The organism is Stenotrophomonas sp. STEN023 (assembly GCF_056760135.1).
This window is the reverse complement of record NZ_JBRREF010000091.1, coordinates 1-17,274: the sequence shown is the minus strand read 5'-3', so window position 1 is coordinate 17,274 and position 17,274 is coordinate 1. Positions and strand designations below refer to the sequence as shown.

General features: G+C 65.4%; 20 protein-coding genes. 10 read left to right on the top strand and 10 right to left on the bottom strand.

The genetic code is table 11. The features are described from left to right. Window positions 1-110 precede the first annotated feature (110 nt). Complete coding sequence (locus ACVOLV_RS18995; RefSeq protein WP_481555725.1) at window positions 111-1,241, top strand: hypothetical protein; 1,131 nt, start codon at window positions 111-113, stop codon at window positions 1,239-1,241. 13 nt (window positions 1,242-1,254) lie between these two features. Here the strand turns inward: ACVOLV_RS18995 and ACVOLV_RS18990 are convergent, their stop codons facing one another. Continuing rightward, complete coding sequence (locus ACVOLV_RS18990; protein WP_282271784.1) at window positions 1,255-1,749, bottom strand: MarR family winged helix-turn-helix transcriptional regulator; 495 nt, start codon at window positions 1,747-1,749, stop codon at window positions 1,255-1,257. Window positions 1,750-1,878: 129 nt separating this feature from the next. Here ACVOLV_RS18990 and hppD point away from each other — a divergent pair, with 129 nt between their 5' ends. The 3 genes from hppD (at window position 1,879) to hmgA (ending at window position 4,936) form a co-directional block, all read left to right on the top strand. Continuing rightward, the gene (gene hppD / locus ACVOLV_RS18985; protein WP_481555724.1) at window positions 1,879-2,988 is read left to right on the top strand and encodes a 4-hydroxyphenylpyruvate dioxygenase; all 1,110 of its coding nucleotides are present in this window, start codon (window positions 1,879-1,881) and stop codon (window positions 2,986-2,988) included. 101 nt (window positions 2,989-3,089) lie between these two features. Continuing rightward, complete coding sequence (locus ACVOLV_RS18980) at window positions 3,090-3,488, top strand: endonuclease domain-containing protein (RefSeq protein ID WP_481555723.1); 399 nt, start codon at window positions 3,090-3,092, stop codon at window positions 3,486-3,488. Between the two features lie 149 nt (window positions 3,489-3,637). Next, window positions 3,638-4,936, top strand: a complete 1,299-nt coding sequence (gene hmgA / locus ACVOLV_RS18975; protein ID WP_481555722.1) for a homogentisate 1,2-dioxygenase — start codon at window positions 3,638-3,640, stop codon at window positions 4,934-4,936. A gap of 1 nt (window position 4,937) precedes the next feature. On the opposite strand, the gene ACVOLV_RS18970 is transcribed toward hmgA, so the two are convergent. Next, entirely contained in the window at window positions 4,938-5,501 is a 564-nt protein-coding gene (locus ACVOLV_RS18970) for a hypothetical protein (RefSeq protein ID WP_481555721.1), read from the bottom strand. Window positions 5,502-5,633: 132 nt separating this feature from the next. On the opposite strand from ACVOLV_RS18970, the gene ACVOLV_RS18965 reads away from it, so the two are divergent. Together ACVOLV_RS18965 and ACVOLV_RS18960 are read left to right on the top strand one after the other, a co-directional pair. Further along, window positions 5,634-6,215, top strand: coding sequence for a lectin (locus ACVOLV_RS18965; RefSeq protein WP_481555720.1), 582 nt, complete (start codon window positions 5,634-5,636; stop codon window positions 6,213-6,215). Window positions 6,216-6,292: 77 nt separating this feature from the next. Further along, complete coding sequence (locus ACVOLV_RS18960) at window positions 6,293-7,243, top strand: calcium/sodium antiporter (RefSeq protein ID WP_481555719.1); 951 nt, start codon at window positions 6,293-6,295, stop codon at window positions 7,241-7,243. 283 nt (window positions 7,244-7,526) lie between these two features. Here ACVOLV_RS18960 and ACVOLV_RS18955 read toward each other — a convergent pair whose 3' ends face one another. From ACVOLV_RS18955 to ACVOLV_RS18930, 6 genes are read right to left on the bottom strand one after another with little or no spacing between them, the layout of a single operon-like run. Continuing rightward, window positions 7,527-7,847: a Na+/H+ antiporter subunit G gene (locus ACVOLV_RS18955; RefSeq protein WP_481555718.1), complete on the bottom strand. Its 321-nt coding sequence runs from the start codon at window positions 7,845-7,847 to the stop codon at window positions 7,527-7,529. Beyond that, entirely contained in the window at window positions 7,844-8,086 is a 243-nt protein-coding gene (locus tag ACVOLV_RS18950; RefSeq protein ID WP_231732514.1) for a K+/H+ antiporter subunit F, read from the bottom strand. The genes ACVOLV_RS18955 and ACVOLV_RS18950 overlap by 4 nt, the downstream gene beginning before the upstream one ends. Window positions 8,087-8,124: 38 nt before the next feature. Then, a complete protein-coding gene (locus tag ACVOLV_RS18945; RefSeq protein WP_481555717.1) occupies window positions 8,125-8,631 on the bottom strand; it encodes a Na+/H+ antiporter subunit E in 507 nt (168 codons plus the stop codon). Continuing rightward, entirely contained in the window at window positions 8,628-10,178 is a 1,551-nt protein-coding gene (locus ACVOLV_RS18940) for a monovalent cation/H+ antiporter subunit D (RefSeq protein WP_481555716.1), read from the bottom strand. Before ACVOLV_RS18940 ends, ACVOLV_RS18945 begins: the two co-directional genes overlap by 4 nt. Next, window positions 10,175-10,555: a Na+/H+ antiporter subunit C gene (locus ACVOLV_RS18935; protein WP_481555715.1), complete on the bottom strand. Its 381-nt coding sequence runs from the start codon at window positions 10,553-10,555 to the stop codon at window positions 10,175-10,177. Before ACVOLV_RS18935 ends, ACVOLV_RS18940 begins: the two co-directional genes overlap by 4 nt. Further along, window positions 10,555-13,383, bottom strand: a complete 2,829-nt coding sequence (locus ACVOLV_RS18930; RefSeq protein ID WP_481555714.1) for a monovalent cation/H+ antiporter subunit A — start codon at window positions 13,381-13,383, stop codon at window positions 10,555-10,557. Before ACVOLV_RS18930 ends, ACVOLV_RS18935 begins: the two co-directional genes overlap by 1 nt. A gap of 426 nt (window positions 13,384-13,809) precedes the next feature. Between ACVOLV_RS18930 and ACVOLV_RS18925 the strand changes: the two genes are divergently transcribed. Beyond that, a complete protein-coding gene (locus ACVOLV_RS18925) occupies window positions 13,810-14,058 on the top strand; it encodes a hypothetical protein (RefSeq protein WP_481555713.1) in 249 nt (82 codons plus the stop codon). On the opposite strand, the gene ACVOLV_RS18920 is transcribed toward ACVOLV_RS18925, so the two are convergent. Both ACVOLV_RS18920 and ACVOLV_RS18915 read right to left on the bottom strand, forming a co-directional pair. Beyond that, on the bottom strand, window positions 14,052-14,525 hold the full coding sequence (locus ACVOLV_RS18920; protein WP_481555712.1) for an Mpo1 family 2-hydroxy fatty acid dioxygenase: 474 nt from the start codon (window positions 14,523-14,525) through the stop codon (window positions 14,052-14,054). The genes ACVOLV_RS18925 and ACVOLV_RS18920 overlap by 7 nt on opposite strands. Window positions 14,526-14,620: 95 nt before the next feature. Further along, window positions 14,621-15,547 (bottom strand): phosphoribosylaminoimidazolesuccinocarboxamide synthase, encoded by a 927-nt coding sequence (locus tag ACVOLV_RS18915; RefSeq protein ID WP_303748642.1) that lies wholly within the window; start codon window positions 15,545-15,547, stop codon window positions 14,621-14,623. Between the two features lie 165 nt (window positions 15,548-15,712). On the opposite strand from ACVOLV_RS18915, the gene ACVOLV_RS18910 reads away from it, so the two are divergent. The 3 genes from ACVOLV_RS18910 to ACVOLV_RS18900 are packed head-to-tail and all read left to right on the top strand — an operon-like array spanning window position 15,713 to window position 17,223. Continuing rightward, complete coding sequence (locus ACVOLV_RS18910; RefSeq protein WP_481529703.1) at window positions 15,713-16,042, top strand: J domain-containing protein; 330 nt, start codon at window positions 15,713-15,715, stop codon at window positions 16,040-16,042. An 11-nt stretch (window positions 16,043-16,053) separates the two neighbouring features. Continuing rightward, window positions 16,054-16,728, top strand: coding sequence for a ribulose-phosphate 3-epimerase (gene rpe / locus ACVOLV_RS18905; protein ID WP_481555711.1), 675 nt, complete (start codon window positions 16,054-16,056; stop codon window positions 16,726-16,728). Window positions 16,729-16,731: 3 nt separating this feature from the next. Further along, on the top strand, window positions 16,732-17,223 hold the full coding sequence (locus ACVOLV_RS18900; protein ID WP_481555710.1) for an N-acetyltransferase family protein: 492 nt from the start codon (window positions 16,732-16,734) through the stop codon (window positions 17,221-17,223). Window positions 17,224-17,274 lie beyond the last annotated feature (51 nt).

The window sequence follows — 17,274 nt, the reverse complement described above, 5'->3', positions numbered from 1 at the left end:
CCCCGGCCCTCCCCTGCGCGATGCGCAAGGGAGGGGGCAAAGCCACAGCCTTGATCTTCATTTTGTTCGCCTGCGGCCGCTAACGAATCAATCCCTCTGCATCCGGCGTCTTGCCCTCTCTCACCATGCAGCCAGCTGCCAGCCCCGATTCCAGCACCGCAACCGTTGAGCAGGACCTCGCCAGCACCAGCTTGCCCACGGTGGACGAACTGCTGGACGAGAGCGCGGCAGCAGAAGAATCCGCGCCGCCGCCACGTTACCGGCTGCCGCAGGCGTCGGTTCCGCCCAACATCATGTTGCAGTCGGCCGTCATCCGGCTGGTCGAACAGAAGGAACAGATCGATCAGTTGGCCCGCAACGGCTTGCTGGCCGGTCTGCTGCCGCCGGAATGGAGTGCATCGCCCGGCAACGAGCTGCGTGCCTTCGTCGCCAGCGTGGTGCCGTTCGCCTCTGACAGCGTGCGTGGCGAGACCGTCGCTGCACGCGTACCGCTGAAGTTCCTGCTCGGCCATTCGCAGCGTTGGGGCAAGCCCGATGTGGCCGAACCCAATTCCCTGTCGGCCTTCCTGGCCAGCGATGAGCGCGCCAACAGCGGTGCCAGCGATCACGCTGAAGTGATGCTGCTGTCGCCGCTCGGCATCGGTTGGGCGCAGTCCGGCCGCAGCCGTGTCGGCTTCCTGCGCGCGATGGGCGTGGAATCGATGGCCGCGCGGGTCACGGCCCTGCCGTATCCGGCGCCGGAACAGCTGGCGCTCTACCAGGTCAGCCATGAAGGCCAGACCCAGTTCTGGTGCGTGATGGACAAGCGCCGGCTGCGCGCGCTGCCGGTGCCGGCCTTGTCGCTGCCGTTGTTGACCGCTTATGGCGTGGATGCGCCGCAGGCTTGGCCATCGAATTGGCCGGCACCCGCCGAAGTTGACGCGGCGCTGGCCTTGGCACGCATGGGCAAGGGCGCTGCCGAAGTCGATCTGGTCAAGCTTGTGGACAAAATCGGACGTGACCAGGCCAACGATGCCTGGACCGGCGCCAGCCTGATGCAGCTGCACACCTGGGTGCCGCGCTGGCGGTTCTTCCTGACCTCGTTCATCGGTCTGCCGGCCGGCCTGCTACTGCTTGCAGCATTGGCCTTGCCCGGCCGCATCGAGGCGGCGGCGGTGGCCGCGGCATTGGGTTTTGCAGGTGGTGCGATCGCGGCCCTTGCCGCGCCGTGGATCTATGCGCGGCGCAAGCACCTGAGTTGATCGTCGACGACGATCAACCCTCGTTCATGCGCTGCAGACCGGCATCGGCCAGGCGCGTGATCAGGCGTTCGAGCACCTGTTCCTCGTCCTCGGTGAGTGCGGACATCAGCCGCCGTTCCATCTCGATCACCATCGGCGCGATGGTCTCGTAGACCTCGAAGCCTGCGGCCGACAAGGCCAGCACCGAGCGGCGACGGTCATCGCCATGGGTCTCGCGTTTGATGAAGCCACGCTCCAGCAGGCGCGCCACGGCGCGGCTGACCGCCACCTTGTCCATTGCCGTGCGCTCGGACACTTCACTGGCCGAGGAGCCCGGATACAGCGCCAGGATGGTGATCACCCGCCATTCGGGAATGGCCAGGCCATAGCGCTCGCCGTACAGCCGGGCGATGTTGCCGCTGACCCGGTTGGACAACACGCTGATGCGGTAAGGCAGGAACTGCTCAAGATCCAGCAACACGTGCGAGGCGCGGATGCTGGTGGACTTGCTGTAATCGGAAGAGCTCATGCTGCAGTGCACCTTGATGGTGGTTTCATGTGAAACTATAACCTTCGGTCCAGACCCGCTTTTTTGCGGCGGATCTTCCTGTTTTCATCGCCGGTACCCCGGCGACCGCCATGCTTCCGGAGGCAACCCATGAATACCCCTACTGCATCCAACGCGCCCAATCTGGGCATGCAGGTCACCACCTTTGAAAACCCGATGGGCATCGATGGTTTTGAGTTCGTCGAATTTGGCGCGCCGGCCGGGCAGGCTGCCCAGCTGCACGCTTACTTCAAGAACATGGGGTTCACGGCCGTCCTCCGCCACCGGCAGCGTGCTATTACCGTCTACCGTCAAGGCGGCGTCAACTTTCTTGTAAACGAGGAGCCAAACTCGTTTGCCGCCGACTTCGCCGCCAAGCATGGCCCGAGCGCCTGCGGCTTCGCCATCCGCTTCCAGAAGCCGGCTGCCGAAGTGCTTTCACTGGCCCTGGGCAACGGTGCCGAGGAAGTCGAGCTGCTGGCTGAGACCCGTGCGGTACCGGCGCCGGTGATCAAGGGTATCGGTGATTGCATGCTGTACCTGGTGGATCGTTACGGCGGTGCCGGAAGCATTTACGACACCGACTACGAGCCGATCGAAGGCGCCGAGCAGAACCCGGCCGGCTTCGGCCTGACCTTCATCGATCACCTGACCCACAACCTGTACCTGGGCAACATGCAGCAGTGGTCGGATTACTACGAACGCCTGTTCAACTTCCGCGAGATCCGCTACTTCGACATCAAGGGGGCAAAGACCGGCCTGGTGTCCAAGGCGATGACCGCACCGGACGGCGTGGTGCGCATCCCGCTCAACGAGTCCTCCGACCCGAAGAGCCAGATCAATGAATACCTGGACGCCTACAAGGGCGAGGGCATCCAGCACATCGCCTGCTTCACCGACAACATCTACGACACCGTCGAAGCGATGCGCGCGCAGGGCATTGAGTTCCTGGACACGCCGGACACCTACTTCGACGTGGTCGACCTGCGCATCCCGAACAATGGCGAAGACGTCGAGCGCCTGCGCAAGAACAAGATCCTGATCGACGCCGACCCGGAAACCAAGCAGCGCAAGCTGCTGCAGATCTTCACCAAGAACTGCATCGGCCCGATCTTCTTCGAGATCATCCAGCGCAAGGGCAACGAAGGGTTTGGCGAAGGCAACTTCCAGGCCTTGTTTGAAAGCATCGAGCGCGACCAGATGGATCGTGGCGTGCTGTAAGGCGTAACGCGCTATAGGACATAGCCCCTCTCCCATCGGGAGAGGGGTTGGGGTGAGGGCGAAGCTGCTAAAGATCATGAAACGCGCAAGGAGGCCGCTTCATGAGCTATTGCAGCAAACCGCCATTACCCACGGTCACTTTGGATCGTGCGCGTAGGCTTCGCCGTAATCTGACCGACGCCGAGCGCAAGCTCTGGAACAGATTGAGGAACGGCCAGCTGTGTGGGTTGAAGTTTCGCAGGCAGCATCCGGTTCCGCCGTATATCGTGGACTTTTGCTGCGAGGCCAAGCGGCTGGTGGTGGAGCTTGATGGCTCACAGCACAATGAAGACGTCGATCGTGTTCGTACCCGTTTTCTTGAGCAGCAAGGTTTGATCGTTCTGCGCTTCTGGGACAACGATGTGTTTTTACGGATAGAGGCGGTGCTGGAGGCCATTCTGATGATGGCTGAAAGCCTTACCCTCACCCCAACCCCTCTCCCGGAGGGAGAGGGGCTTTAAGCGGCATTGCTTCAGCTCTCACCCTCACCCCAACCCCTCTCTCGGAGGGAGAGGGGCTTTCAGCGGCAATGCTTCGGCTCTTACCCTCACCCCAACCCCTCTCCCGGAGGGAGAGGGGCTTTGAACGCAACAACACAGGCAGGTTCGTGATGGTCAGCAACGCTTATCAATCCGGCTTCGGCAATGAGTTCGCCACCGAGGCTGTGCCCGGCACCTTGCCGGTGGGTCGCAATTCGCCGCAGCAGGTGGCGCACGGGCTGTACGCCGAGCAGCTGACCGGCACCGCCTTCACCGCGCCGCGCGGCAGCAACCGCCGCAGCTGGCTGTACCGCATCCGCCCGGCGGCGATGCATGGTGAGTTCACCCCGTTCGAGCAGCCGCGCCTGCACAGCGATTTCAGCAAGTCGGCGGCCTCGCCGAACCAGCTGCGCTGGGACCCGTTGCCGCTGCCCACCACGCCCACCGACTTCATCGATGGCCTGTACACGATGGGCGGCAACGGCTCGGCCGAAGCCCACACCGGTGCCGGCATCCATCTGTACGCCGCCAATGCCGACATGCAGGGACGCTACTTCTACAACGCCGACGGCGAGCTGCTGATCGTGCCGCAGCTGGGCCGGCTGCGCCTGCGCACCGAGCTGGGCGTGATCGAGATCGAACCGCAGCAGATCGCGGTGATCCCGCGCGGTGTGCGCTTTGCGGTCGAGCTGCCGGACGGGCAGGCACGCGGCTATGTCTGCGAGAACTTCGGCGCGCTGCTGAAGCTGCCCGACCTCGGCCCGATCGGCAGCAATGGCCTGGCCAACCCGCGTGACTTCGAAACGCCAGTCGCCGCGTACGAGAACCTCGACGGCCAGTTCGAACTGGTCGCCAAGTTCCAGGGTCGCCTGTGGCGCGCCGACATCGGCCACTCTCCCCTGGACGTAGTCGGCTGGCACGGCAACTACGCGCCTTACCGCTACGACCTGCGCCACTTCAACACCATCGGCTCGATCAGCTACGACCATCCGGATCCGTCGATCTTCCTGGTGCTGCATTCGGCCAGCGACACACCGGGCACCAGCAATCTGGATTTCGTGATCTTCCCGCCGCGTTGGCTGGTGGCGCAGAACACCTTCCGTCCGCCTTGGTTCCACCGCAACATCGCCAGCGAGTTCATGGGCCTGATCCACGGCGCCTACGACGCCAAGGCTGAAGGCTTCGTGCCGGGCGGTGCGTCCATGCACAACTGCATGACCGGCCACGGCCCGGATGCGGCCACCTTCGACAAGGCCTCGCAGGCGGATCTGTCCAAGCCGGACGTGATCCGGGACACCATGGCCTTCATGTTCGAAACCCGTGGGGTGATCTGCCCGACCGCGCAGGCAATGGATGCCGCGCACCGCCAGCGCGGCTATCAGGCCTGCTGGAGTGGGCTGCGCAACAACTTCGCTCCGCCCAAGGGCTGATTCACGCCGGCAGCGGTGCTGGCTCCAGCACCGCTGTCAGATGTGCCTCCGGCAGCACTTCCTGCAGGCGCCCACGCACGCGCTGGGTGTAACCATCGGAAGTCATTGCCGGCAGATGGCTCAGTGCCAGCTTCAGTGCCTGCACGGTATCGCCTTCCTCGCGCGCTGCCTGCAGCAGCTTGTGCAGCTGTGCCGCGGTGGGATTGCGCTGCAGGGCGAGGATATCCAGCACGTAGATGCGTGCGGCGACCATTGAGCGGCGTCGTTCAACGGGCGCCTGCGTTGGTGTCGAGGCAGGTGTGGCTGCTGCCGCAATCGGCACCGGAGCTGGTGTGGCCTGAGGGGGCGCGGCTGGGGCTGACGCAGGCGCGACAGCCACCTGCAGATAGCCGTCGCGCTGCAACTGCGCGATCAGCTCGGGCACATCGTTGCCGAGCATGCCGCTGAGCTCGGCCAGGCTGCGCTTGCCATCGCACAGGATCAGCGCCCGCCGCTGGCGCAGGTCCAGCGCGGCGCGGTGCGTCTGCAGCACGGTGTGGCCAAGTTCGGTCTTGTGCGGTTGCATGGGCGTTGGGCACGGGCGACGTAGGCGCCCAGCCTGTCGCCATCAGGTGAAACCACGATGACAAGCCTGTCTTCGCGCGGGCCGGACACCGTTGCCGCTAGACTCGGCCGCGAACCCGCCTGGAGCCGTTGCATGAATCGTCTTGCCCTGCCTTTGTCACTGATTGCCATGCTGTTGGTGGCCTGCCAGCGTACCCCGCCGGCCGAGCCCGCTGCGGCTCCAGCACCTTCTGCGGCGCCCGCCCCGGCCCAGGCCGCGCCGGTTGCTGCCAGCGATGCCGACTGGCAGGGCTACGGCGCGGCACAGCTAGGCATCGATGCCGAGCAGCTGCGCACGGCATGGACGGGAGAACTGCAGGGCGATGCAGCGGCCGATGGTGGCTGCTATTACCTGTCCCCTGGCGCGCATACCGAGGGCGGGCCGTTCTTCATGCTCGAAGAGGGCAAGTTCGTACGTTATGACGTGCGCGGTGGCGATACCGCCGCGCCGGGCGGCGGCAAGATCGGCATGGACCTGGCCCAGCTGCAGGCGCTTTACCCGCAGGCCGAGCCGGTGCAGCCGCACAAGTACGTGGAGGGTGGCAAGGTACTGCGCGTGCCGGCAACGGATGGCAGCCAAGGCGCGTTGGTGTTCGAGCTGGGCGCTGACGGCAAGGTCACGATGTGGCGCGTTGGCCTGCCGCCGCAGGTGGATTACGTGGAAGGCTGCGGCTGATACCCTGCTGCGGCTACAGGCGATAGCACGGGTACACGCCCGGCTATCGTCGCCAACAACGTCGGGAGGGAGGCGCAATGTTCGAAGCTATCGCATGGTTTGTCCTGGGGCTGGTACTGCTCGCCCTGGGCGGTGATTCCATCGTCAAGGCCGCCTCCGGCCTGGCCCAGCGCTTTGGCGCCTCGCCCTTCGTCGCCGGCTTGTTGCTGGTGGCCTTCGGTACCTCGCTGCCGGAGCTGGTGGTCAATGCCCGCGCTTTCGCAACCGGTGCGCAGGAGCTGGCGCTGGGCAATGCGGTTGGCAGCAACATCGTCAATGTTGGCCTGACCCTGGGTTTGGCTGCGTTGGCTTTCCCGCTGATGGTGCGCACGCGCCTGCTGTCGCCCTTGCTGGTGCTGCTGGCGGTGGCGACGCTGGCCTTGATCGTGTTTGGCCTGGATGGCGCGATCAGTCGCATCGAGGGCATCGTGTTGCTGCTGGGTTTTGTCGGCGTGCTGGCCTTCCTGCTGAAGCGGGCACGGCATGAACCGGCAGAGCTGCAGGAAAGCATCATCAATTACGCCACCACCCGCACGGTGCTCGGGCTCAACATCATTCGTCTCATCATTGCCGCGGTGGTGCTGTATTACGGCGCGCGCTTCGTGGTGCAGGCTGCACCAGTGATCGGCGCTGGCTGGGGCATGTCGCCATTGCTGGCGGGTTTGTTGCCGGTCGCCATCGGCACCGCCTTGCCGGAGGTCGCCGCAGCCATTGCCGCTGCCCGCCGCGGACAGGGCGACATGGTGGTTGGCCATGTGATCGGCTCCAGCCTTTTCAACGTATTGGTGGTGATCGGCGGCATGGCGGCACTGCGGCCGATGCCGCTGCCGGCCTCGTTCGTGCGACTGGAACTGCCGGCGGCAATCGTGTTCGTGCTGATGCTGTACCCGATGTTGCGCGGCGACCTGAAGGTCAGCCGTGGCGAAGGCGCGGTGCTGTTCATCGCGTTCCTGGCGTGGGTAGGCCTGGAGCTGGCGCTGCTGCGCTGACGCTGAAACTGTAGTGGGGGGGGGGGGGGGGGGGGGGGCGGGGGGGGGGGGGGGGGGGAGCGCGGCAGGGGCGAGGAGCACGGGGGGGGGGGGGGCGGGCGCGCCGCGCGCGCCCGGCGGCGCCCGCCCCCCCCCCCCCCCCCCCCCCCGCCCCCCCCCGCCCGCGCCCGCCCCCCCCCCCCCCCCCCCCCCCCCCCCCCCCCCCCCCCCCCACTACAGGGCGTTAGCGGGCAGGCTGCAGCCGAGCATGGCTCGGCACTACCGGTGGAGCTTTTGCTCGGTGTTACTCTTCCGGCGGTTCCGGCCGGCTTTCCATCATCAGCGACAGTGCGGCCTTGGCCATCAGGTGGGCGCTGATCGGGGCGGTGATGAACAGGAAGACGGTGATCAGCAGCTCGCGTGGCTGCGGGTCCTGGCCGAGGAAGATGTGGTAAGCCACCGAGCACACCAGTACGCAGCCCACGCCCAGCGTGCTGGCCTTGGTTGGTGCGTGCAGGCGCTTGAAGAAATCGGAGAAGCGCACCAGGCCGAGTGCGCCGACCAGGATGAAGAAGCAGCCAAAGGCGAGCAGCGCCGACAGTGCGATCTGCAGAAAGGTGATCATTCGACGATATCCCTGCGCAACACGAACTTGCTCAGCACCACCGTGCTGCAGAAGCCGAGCATGGCGATGATCAGCGCGGCCTCGAAGTAGATGGCCGAGTCCAGGTACATGCCGAACAGCATCAGCTCGGCGATGGCGGTGACCGACAAGGTGTCCAGGGCGAGGATGCGGTCCGGCACGGTCGGGCCGCGCAACAGCCGCCACAAGCCCAGCAGCATGGCGATGCCGACCACGTGCATGCACACGATCAGTGTGGTTTCGAATATCTGGTAACCGTTCACGGGAAGATCTCCATCAGCGGCGCTTCGTAGCGGCTCTTGATCTCGTTGATCAGGGCGTTGGCATCTTCAAGGTGCAGCACATGCACCAGCAGATGGCGGCGGTCTTCGGACAAGGCCGCCGACACCGTGCCCGGGGTCAGGGTGATGAAGCTGGTCAGCGCGGCGATGCCGTGGATGTTGGCGATATCCAGCGGCACCCAGATGAAACCGGGCTTGAGTTTGTGCTCCGGTCCAAGCACCTGCGCGGCCACCCGCAGGTTGGAGACCAGGATGTCCCACAGCACCACCGCCAGCAGCTTGGGTACCGGCCGCAGCGTACCGAGACGGGCGAACTCGCGGTCCAGGCGCGCGGCGAACAAGGGGATCACCACGCCCAGCAGCATGCCCAGCAGCAACTGGCCGAGGTCGAAACTGTCGGACATCACCATCCAGAACGCGACCACGGTGATCGACAGCGCTGGCGAGGGGAAGATCCGCCGCAGCAGGGGGCGAGGTTGGCTCATGGCTGCCTCACCTGCGGCGCGGTGCCGCGTACGTCATGCAGGTATTGATCCGGTGCCAGCAACTGCGCGGCGATGGCATCGGTCTGGCGCATCAGCGGCGCGGCGAACACGCTCATCAGCACCACGTAGCCCAGCAGCAGGCAGGTAGCAGCGGTTTCGAACGGCCGCGCTGGCGCATCCACCGGTTCGGGGTCTGGTATGGCGGCGTCATCATCGCCGGGCACGCGCCAGAACAGGCGGATACCGGTGCGTGCCAGGCCCATGATCACCAGCAGGCTGCTGCCCAGCACGGCGCTCCAGACCACGGCGGTATGCGCATCCGGCACGGCCGACAGCAATGCGGCCTTGGCGAGGAAGCCAGCCAGCGGCGGCAGGCCGGCCACGGCCACGGCGCCAATCAGGAACAACAGCCCCGGCACGGTACGGCTCGGCAGAACGGCACTGAGCTCGTGTTCGCGGCGGCGATCGGCCTGCACGCGGCGGCGGCGCATCAGGTCGGCGATCAGGAACAGCGCGGCGGCGGCGAAGGTGCTGTGCGGCAGGTAGTACAGGCCGGCGGAAAGGGTGCCTGCGCTGCCGAGGGCGAAGGCGATGAACAAAGTCGCAGCCGATACGACAACCAGATACGCCACCAGCACGCTCATGCGGGTTGCTGCCAGGGCGCCAAGCGCAGCAACCACCAAGGTCGCGATGCCAGCCCAAAGCAGCCAATCGCTGCCATAACCGCTCATCGCACCGGCGTCGGCGTCGAACCACAGCGAGGTCACGCGCAGCACCGAGTACAGGCCGACCTTGGTCATGATCACGAACAGCGCCGCGACTGCTGCCGGGGCACGCGCATAGGACTCGGGCAGCCACAGGTACATCGGCAGCAGTGCGGCCTTGGAGCAGAACACCAGCAGCAGCAAGCCCAGGGCGGCCTTGGCCAGCTTCAGGTGCGAGGGTGGCAACTCGGCGACGCGCTGGCCGATCTCGGCCATGTTCAAGGAACCGAGCGTCGCGTAAAGCATGCCGAGAGCGATCAGGAACAACGTGGAAGCGGTGACGTTGAACACCACGTAATGCAGGCCGATGCGCATGCGCAGGCCGCGCCCACCGGACAGCAGCAGGCCGTAGGAGGCGATCAGCATCACCTCGAAGAACACGAACAGATTGAAGATATCGCCGGTCAGGAAGGCGCCATTGAGGCCAACCAGCTGGAACTGGAACAGCGCATGGAAGTGCGGCGCGCGCCGGTCCCAGCCGGTGCAGGCGTACAGCAGGCAGGCGATGGCCAGCAGCAGGGTGGTGACCAGCATCCAGCCGGCCAGGCCATCCGCAACCAGGGCGATGCCCAGGCGGGCCGGCCAGTCGCCGAGCAGGTAGGCCGAGATCTGGCCCTGGCTGGTTTGCGCGAACAACAGTGCCACCGCCGCCGCCAGCGCGGCCATGCTGGCCCAGGCCACCGTGCGCTGCACTTTGGGCCCGTAGCGGCGGTGTTCAATGAACAAGGACAGCGCAGCGCCGAGCAGTGGAATCAGGATCGGCAGGATCACCAGATGATTCATGCGCCACTCCCCGACTTGGCCGCTTGCTCAGCCGGCGGTTCGGGCTCATGCGCGTCCACATGATCGCTGTGGTTGTCGCTGCGGCTGCGCATCGCCAGCACGATGGTGACCGCAGTCATCGCAAACGCAATCACGATCGCGGTCAACACCAGTGCCTGCGGCAACGGGTCGGTGTAGTGGGCCAGGGTGGTGGCCACGCCGTCCTTGAGCACCGGTGCCTTGCCGATCACCGGCCGCCCCGCGCTGAAGATCAGCAGGTTGGTGGCATAGGACAGGAAGGTCATGCCCAGGATTACGTCGAAGCTGCGCGCGCGCAGCAGCAGGTAGATGCCGATGCCAGCCAGTACGCCGATGGCGCTTGCCAGTGCCAGTTCCATCAGTGCATCTCCCCGGTGCGTGCCGAACGGCGGTGGATATCGATTTCGCCGTTGCGGGCATTGCGGGTGCGCGAAGGTTTGATGGTGCCCATCATCGACAGGATCAGCATCACCCCGCCAAACACCACCAGGTAAACGCCGGTATCAAAGCCAATCGCACTGGCCAATGGCACCGTGCCGATCAGCGGCAGCTCCAGGTCCAGATGACCGCTGGTCAGGAACGGCACGCCGAACAACATCGAGGCGGCGCCACTGAGCAGGGCGATCAGCAGGCCCAGGCCGATGCAGCGGATGTAGTCGAAGCCGAAGCGCGATTCCACCGAGACGGTGCCCTGGATCACGTACTGGATCAGCAACGGCACCGCCAGCACCAGGCCGGCGATGAAGCCGCCGCCGGGCGCGTTGTGGCCACGCAGGAACAGGAAGATCGACACCGTGAGTGTCAGTGGGAACATGATCTGGGCCAGATCGGCCGGCACCGGCAGCTTGATCGGCGGGCCCGGCATGATCTGCTCCGGCGCCATCCGTGAGCGTCGCAGCATCGCATGCACCACCAGCGCGGCGATGCCGAACACGGTGATCTCACCGAAGGTATCGAAGCCACGGAAGTCGACCAGGATCACGTTGACCACGTTGTGGCCATAGGCCTCGGGCAGCGAACGCAGCAACATCTCACCGGACATGGTGTTGGGCGGCAGCGTCATCAGCGAATAGGCCAGCGCGGCGATACCGCCACCGGCAACGATGGCGAGCACGGCATCGCGGCGCTTGCGCCAGCGCGAGTGTTCCGGCGGCGACTGCGTCGGCAGGTAGTTCATGCCCAGCAGCATCAGCGCCAGCGTCACCATCTCGACCATCAGCTGGGTCAGGGCCAGATCGGGCGCGGACAGGAACACGAAGGTCAGCGCCACCATCAGGCCGGTGCCGCCCATCACGATCACCGCCAGCAGGCGCTGCTGGTACAGGAACAGCCCGGCGAAGGCGCAGGCCAGCATCACCAGCCACAGCGTCCAGCCCAGCAAGGGCATGGACTGCGGGGCCGGCCACAGCGGCATCACCGGATTGGCGATGTAAGGCGCAGCAGCGACGATCACCGCCACCAGCACCAGCGCAAACAGCATGCGCTGCAGGCTGCCATTGGCCAGCGCGTTGGTGACGCGATGCGCGAAGCCGAACAGTACATCCAGGCCGCGGTGGAACAGGTGCTTGCCGGTTGGCCGGTTGCGCGCGGCGTACAGATCGGTGAAGCGACGCAGGCCGAAGTACAGGAATATGCCGCCAACCACGCCGATCGCGCTCATCGCCAACGGCAGGTTGAAGCCATGCCAGACCGACAAGCTGTACTCAGGCATCGCGGTGCCGAGGATGGAGGCAGCGGCGGTCTGCAGTACCGGCGCGATGGTCAGCGCCGGCGCGATGCCCACGGCCAGGCAGATCACCACCAGCACTTCCACCGGCACCTTCATCCAGCGCGGCGGCTCATGCGGCACCACCTCGATGTCGACCGGACCCTTGCCGAAGAAGGTGTCGTGGACGAAGCGCAGGCTGTAGGCAACGCCGAGGATGCCGGCCAGCAGGGCGGCGGCACTCATCGCCCGTCGCATCCAGTCCGGGCCCTGCGTTGCCAACGCCTCGGCGAACAGCATTTCCTTGGACAGGAATCCGTTGAGCAGCGGGATGCCGGCCATGGCCAGCGAGGCGACGATGGCCAGCGCGCTGGTGATCGGCATCAGCTTGCGCAGGCCACCCAGCTTGCGCATGTCGCGGGTGCCGGTCTCGTGGTCGATGATGCCGGCGGCCATGAACAGCGAGGCCTTGAAGGTGGCGTGGTTGAGGATGTGGAACACGCCGGCCACCACCGCCATCGGCGCGGACAGGCCGAACAGCAGGGTGATCAGGCCCAGGTGCGAGATCGTCGAATAGGCCAACAGGCCCTTGAGGTCATGCTGGAAGATCGCGTTCCAGGCGCCGATCAGCAGGGTGAGCGCGCCGATGCCGCTGACCACGTAGAAGAACAGCTCGGTGCCGGCCAGCGCCGGGTGCAGTCGCGCCAGCAGGAATACACCAGCCTTCACCATCGTTGCCGAGTGCAGGTAGGCCGATACCGGGGTCGGTGCGGCCATCGCCTGCGGCAGCCAGAAGTGGAACGGGAACTGCGCGCTCTTGGTGAAGATGCCGGCCAGCACCAGCAACAGTGCCCACGGGTACAGGGCGCTGGCGCGGATCAGGTCGCCCGAGGCCAGCACCACGTCCAGATCGAAACTGCCGACGATGCGGCCAATCAGCAGCACACCGGCCAGCAGGGCCAGGCCGCCGCCGCCGGTGACGATCAAGGCCATGCGCGCGCCTTCGCGGGCATCCTTGCGGTGTGACCAGAAGCCGATCAGCAGGAACGAGCTGATGCTGGTCAGCTCCCAGAACACCATCAGCAGCAATAGATTGCCGGCCAGCACCATGCCCAGCATCGCGCCCATGAACAGCAGCAGATAGCTGTAGAAGCGCCGCGCGCTGTCCTTGGCCGAGAGGTAATAGTGCGCATACAGCACCACCAGCGCGCCGATGCCGAGCACCAGCCCGGTGAACATCCAGGCCAGCCCGTCCAGGCGCAGGCTGAAGTCCAGGCCGATCTGCGGCAGCCATTGCCAGCTGTTGCGGACGATCTCGCCATCGAGCACGGCCGGGGTGGCGCTGCCGAGCAGGGCCAGGCCTAGAACCGGTGCCGCTGCTGCTGTCCATGCGGCTGCACTGCGCGACAAACGGCCATTGAGAGCGATGGCCGCTGCCAGCAGAAAGGGCAGCGCAAGCAGTAGCAACAGGACTGGCGTCATGTAGGGGCGCGGTTCAGAAAGGGGTTTTGCAGTCTAACAGGCGATTTTTTCGATCCGCGAGCTTTTATGAATGATCCGTTCGGATTAGATCGCCCGAGCCAGTGCTGCCAGTGGTTCAGGCCGGGAAACGTGGAAGTGCGGCGGACGTCCGGTCCGCGGCAGCAGGCCGGAAGCTTGTAGGAGCGGCGTGAGCCGCGAAGCTGACGAACGTTCTGCCGCGGCAACAGCAACGGCGCAAGTCCAAGGCACCCTTCCCCAACCCGTCCGGCCCGAAGGCATGGCCTTCGGTCGTTCATCAGGTCGCGCGGCAGTGCCGCGCAAGCAGACCTTCTTCACCCCCTTGCCTACGGCAAAGGGAGGGGGCAAATGCCGCACTGCTGCAAATTTGTGGGAGCGGCGTAAGCCGCGAAGCTGGTACACCACCAGATGGCACAGCTATCAGAGGGCTTCAGCAACATCTGCTTCGTGGCTTACGCCGCTCCTACCGTGCGACGCTCATTGCCGCTGGCGGCTGCGGAACCAGTGCTGCTCTTTGCGCGCATGCAGAACAACCTGCGCAGCGCAGCAGGCGTTGGCCTGCCGTGCGCGGTGCGTCTGCGTTGCCAGGCCGTGAGTTCATTGCGCCGTTGCAGCCCGCGCAGTCCTGGTCGCGACGCAGTGATGCAGGCTCAGTAGCGCCAGCCGAACTGCCGGAACAGCTTGGACAGCACCCAGATCGGTCCGATCAGCAGGTAGGTCAGGTCGGTGAGGAAACTCGGCCGGCGGCCTTCGATCTTGTGGCCGATGAACTGCGCTATCCACGCCACCACGAATACGCCGATGGCGATATACAGCAGCATCTGGATGCCAAGCCGGTCTTCCAGTAGCCGGCAGATGCAACCGAACACGAAGAAGATGATCAGCATGCCGATGCCCAGCGGGCGTGACAGGCGGTTGTAATAGGCCCAGGTGCCGAACATGGCGAATGCGGCCCAGATGCCGTGCTGGAACCACGGCACCAGCGGCGGGATGCACCACAGCAGGGCGATGACCGACCACAGGATCGCGGGGACCGCGATGACGTGGATGGCCTGGTTGGTGTGGTTGACGTGATCGCCGGAGTAGCTGGCGAAGTAACGATCCACCGGTCGCGCGATACTCATTCCAGCTACCCTCCCAGGTTGACCGGCAGAGCATAGCGCGGCTTCCCTACGGATGCGCACGGTGGCCGTGCGCATCCGTGATCCAGCTTGCAGGATCAGTCGATGCGGATGCCGGCCAGCTTGTCCAGCGCTTCGGCGTACTTGGCGCGGGTGCGTTCGATCACCTCGGCCGGCAGCGCCGGGCCCGGCGCGGTCTTGTCCCAATCCAGCGTTTCCAGATGGTCGCGCACGAACTGCTTGTCGTAGCTCGGCGGGCTGATGCCCACCTGGTACTCGTCGGCCGGCCAGTAACGCGAGGAATCCGGGGTCAGCATCTCGTCCATGATGTACAGGCGGCCGTCGGCGTCGGTACCGAACTCGAACTTGGTGTCGGCCAGCAGGATGCCGCGCTCGGCCGCGTACTCGGCGGCGAACTTGTAGATGCGCAGGGTGGCATCGCGCACCTTCTCGGCCATGTCGGCGCCAACCGCCTTGACCATCGCGTCGAAGTCGATGTTCTCGTCGTGGTCGCCCACCGCCGCCTTGGTGGACGGGGTGAAGATGGCTTCTGGCAGCTTTTCAGCCTGCTGCAGGCCGTCGGGCAGGGCGATGCCGCTGATCTTGCCGGTGCGCTGGTAGTCCTTCCAGCCACTGCCGATCACGTAGCCGCGGGCGATGGCCTCGACGGGTACCGGCTTGAGCTTCTTGGTCACCACCGCGCGCTTGGCGTACAGCGCCGCGTCCACGCCTTCGGGCAGCACGCTGGCCACGTCGATGCCGGTCAGGTGGTTGGGCATCAGGTGCGCGGTCTTGGCGAACCAGAAGTTGGAGACCTGGCACAGCATCTCGCCCTTGCCCGGGATCGGGTCGGGCAGCACCACGTCGAACGCCGACAGGCGATCGGTGGCAACCATCAGCAGGTACTCGCCCGGGGGTGTTCCGGCTGGCAGACGTTCGCGCGGGATATCAAACACATCACGCACCTTGCCGCGATGGCGCAAGGGCAGGCCGGGAAGATCGGATTGCAACAGCGTGGTCGGCACGGGCACTCCTGGGACTTGGCAATGAATGCCGCCGGCTTGGAGGACCCGGGTCTGGAGGACCCGCAGGGCCCGCGGCTGGTCGGCGGGCGGCCTAGTGTACGGCCGGATCGGGCCGCTGTGGCATAAAATGCACGTCTTGATTGTCCACAGGCCATTCACCCACCCATGCGCTGGTACGGAAAACTGTTCGGCTTCATCGCCGGGGCCCTGCTTTTCAGGCCCAACCCCTTGTTTGGCGGGATAATTGGTCTGTTGCTGGGACATGCCTTCGACAACGACTGGTTCAAGCTGGGCAAGGACTTGCCGTACCGTGAGCTGGGGGTCACCCGTGATGCCACCGACGCCGAGATCGACCTGGCCTACCGTCGCCTGATGTCCCAGTACCACCCCGACAAAGTGGCCGGCGCCGCCCCCGAGCTGCGCGCCCAGGCCGAGAAGAAGGCCCGGCAGATCAACGCCGCCTACGACCGCATCAAATCCCTGCGTAAACGCTGAAAGGCCCCGCCATGTCCAACTGCATCATCGCCCCGTCCATTCTCTCGGCCAATTTCGCCAAGCTCGGCGAGGAGGTCGACAACGTGTTGGCCGCAGGTGCCGACTGGGTCCATTTCGACGTGATGGACAACCATTACGTGCCCAACCTGACCATCGGCCCGATGGTCTGCCAGGCCCTGCGCAAGCACGGTGTCACCGCGCCGATCGACGTACACCTGATGGTCGAGCCGGTCGACCGCATCGTGCCGGACTTCGCCGAGGCCGGCGCCAGCATCATCAGCTTCCACCCGGAAGCCAGCCGCCACGTGCACCGCACCATCCAGCTGATCAAGTCGCATGGCTGCAAGGCCGGCCTGGTGCTGAACCCGGCAACGCCGGTCGAAGTGCTGGACTGGGTGCTGGAAGACCTGGACCTGGTGCTGCTGATGTCGGTCAACCCGGGCTTCGGCGGCCAGGCCTTCATCCCGTCAACCCTGGACAAGCTGCGCGCGGTGCGGGCGATGATCGACAAGCTCGGCAAGCCGGTGATGCTGGAAGTGGATGGCGGCGTAAAGGCCGACAACATCGGTGAGATCGCCGCTGCCGGTGCCGATGCCTTCGTCGCTGGTTCGGCCATTTTCAATGCGCCCAACTATGTCGAGATGATCAGCAAGATGCGCGGCAATGTCGCTGCGGCGCGAGGCTGAGTGATGCGCGCGGCTGAAGTGCAGATCCGTCCGGCCATCGCCGATGACGCAGGCCTGATCCTGCACTTCATCCGCGAGCTGGCTATTTACGAGAAGGCCGAATCCTCGGTGCAGACCGACGAGGCGGGCATTCGCGCCAGCCTGTTTTCCGCCGATGCCAAGGCGCAGGCGCTGATCTGCGAGCGCGATGGCAAGGCGATTGGTTACGCCGTGTTCTTCTACAACTACTCGACCTGGTTGGGCCGCAACGGCATCTACCTGGAAGACCTGTACGTCAGCCCTGAAGCGCGTGGCAGCGGCGCCGGCAAGGCCTTGCTGCAGCACATCGCCAGACTGGCGGTGGAACAGGGTTGTGGACGCTTTGAATGGTCGGTGCTGGACTGGAATACACCGGCCATCGAGTTCTACAAAGCCGCTGGTGCGGTGGCGCAGGACGAATGGACGGTCTACCGCCTGCAAGGCGAAGCACTGCATAAGTTCGCGAGCGGCGAATGATGTAGTGCCGAGCCATGCTCGGCTGGGGCATTACCGATAGAGCCTCTGCCG

Coding starts and splice junctions, on each gene's coding strand:
- ACVOLV_RS18990 (WP_282271784.1), bottom strand. CDS start 1,749: ATGAGCTCTTCCGATTACAGCAAGTCCACCAGCATCCGCGCCTCGCAC.
- hppD (WP_481555724.1), top strand. CDS start 1,879: ATGAATACCCCTACTGCATCCAACGCGCCCAATCTGGGCATGCAGGTC.
- ACVOLV_RS18980 (WP_481555723.1), top strand. CDS start 3,090: ATGAGCTATTGCAGCAAACCGCCATTACCCACGGTCACTTTGGATCGT.
- hmgA (WP_481555722.1), top strand. CDS start 3,638: ATGGTCAGCAACGCTTATCAATCCGGCTTCGGCAATGAGTTCGCCACC.
- ACVOLV_RS18970 (WP_481555721.1), bottom strand. CDS start 5,501: ATGCAACCGCACAAGACCGAACTTGGCCACACCGTGCTGCAGACGCAC.
- ACVOLV_RS18965 (WP_481555720.1), top strand. CDS start 5,634: ATGAATCGTCTTGCCCTGCCTTTGTCACTGATTGCCATGCTGTTGGTG.
- ACVOLV_RS18960 (WP_481555719.1), top strand. CDS start 6,293: ATGTTCGAAGCTATCGCATGGTTTGTCCTGGGGCTGGTACTGCTCGCC.
- ACVOLV_RS18955 (WP_481555718.1), bottom strand. CDS start 7,847: ATGATCACCTTTCTGCAGATCGCACTGTCGGCGCTGCTCGCCTTTGGC.
- ACVOLV_RS18950 (WP_231732514.1), bottom strand. CDS start 8,086: ATGCACGTGGTCGGCATCGCCATGCTGCTGGGCTTGTGGCGGCTGTTG.
- ACVOLV_RS18945 (WP_481555717.1), bottom strand. CDS start 8,631: ATGAGCCAACCTCGCCCCCTGCTGCGGCGGATCTTCCCCTCGCCAGCG.
- ACVOLV_RS18940 (WP_481555716.1), bottom strand. CDS start 10,178: ATGAATCATCTGGTGATCCTGCCGATCCTGATTCCACTGCTCGGCGCT.
- ACVOLV_RS18935 (WP_481555715.1), bottom strand. CDS start 10,555: ATGGAACTGGCACTGGCAAGCGCCATCGGCGTACTGGCTGGCATCGGC.
- ACVOLV_RS18930 (WP_481555714.1), bottom strand. CDS start 13,383: ATGACGCCAGTCCTGTTGCTACTGCTTGCGCTGCCCTTTCTGCTGGCA.
- ACVOLV_RS18925 (WP_481555713.1), top strand. CDS start 13,810: ATGGCACAGCTATCAGAGGGCTTCAGCAACATCTGCTTCGTGGCTTAC.
- ACVOLV_RS18920 (WP_481555712.1), bottom strand. CDS start 14,525: ATGAGTATCGCGCGACCGGTGGATCGTTACTTCGCCAGCTACTCCGGC.
- ACVOLV_RS18910 (WP_481529703.1), top strand. CDS start 15,713: ATGCGCTGGTACGGAAAACTGTTCGGCTTCATCGCCGGGGCCCTGCTT.
- rpe (WP_481555711.1), top strand. CDS start 16,054: ATGTCCAACTGCATCATCGCCCCGTCCATTCTCTCGGCCAATTTCGCC.
- ACVOLV_RS18900 (WP_481555710.1), top strand. CDS start 16,732: ATGCGCGCGGCTGAAGTGCAGATCCGTCCGGCCATCGCCGATGACGCA.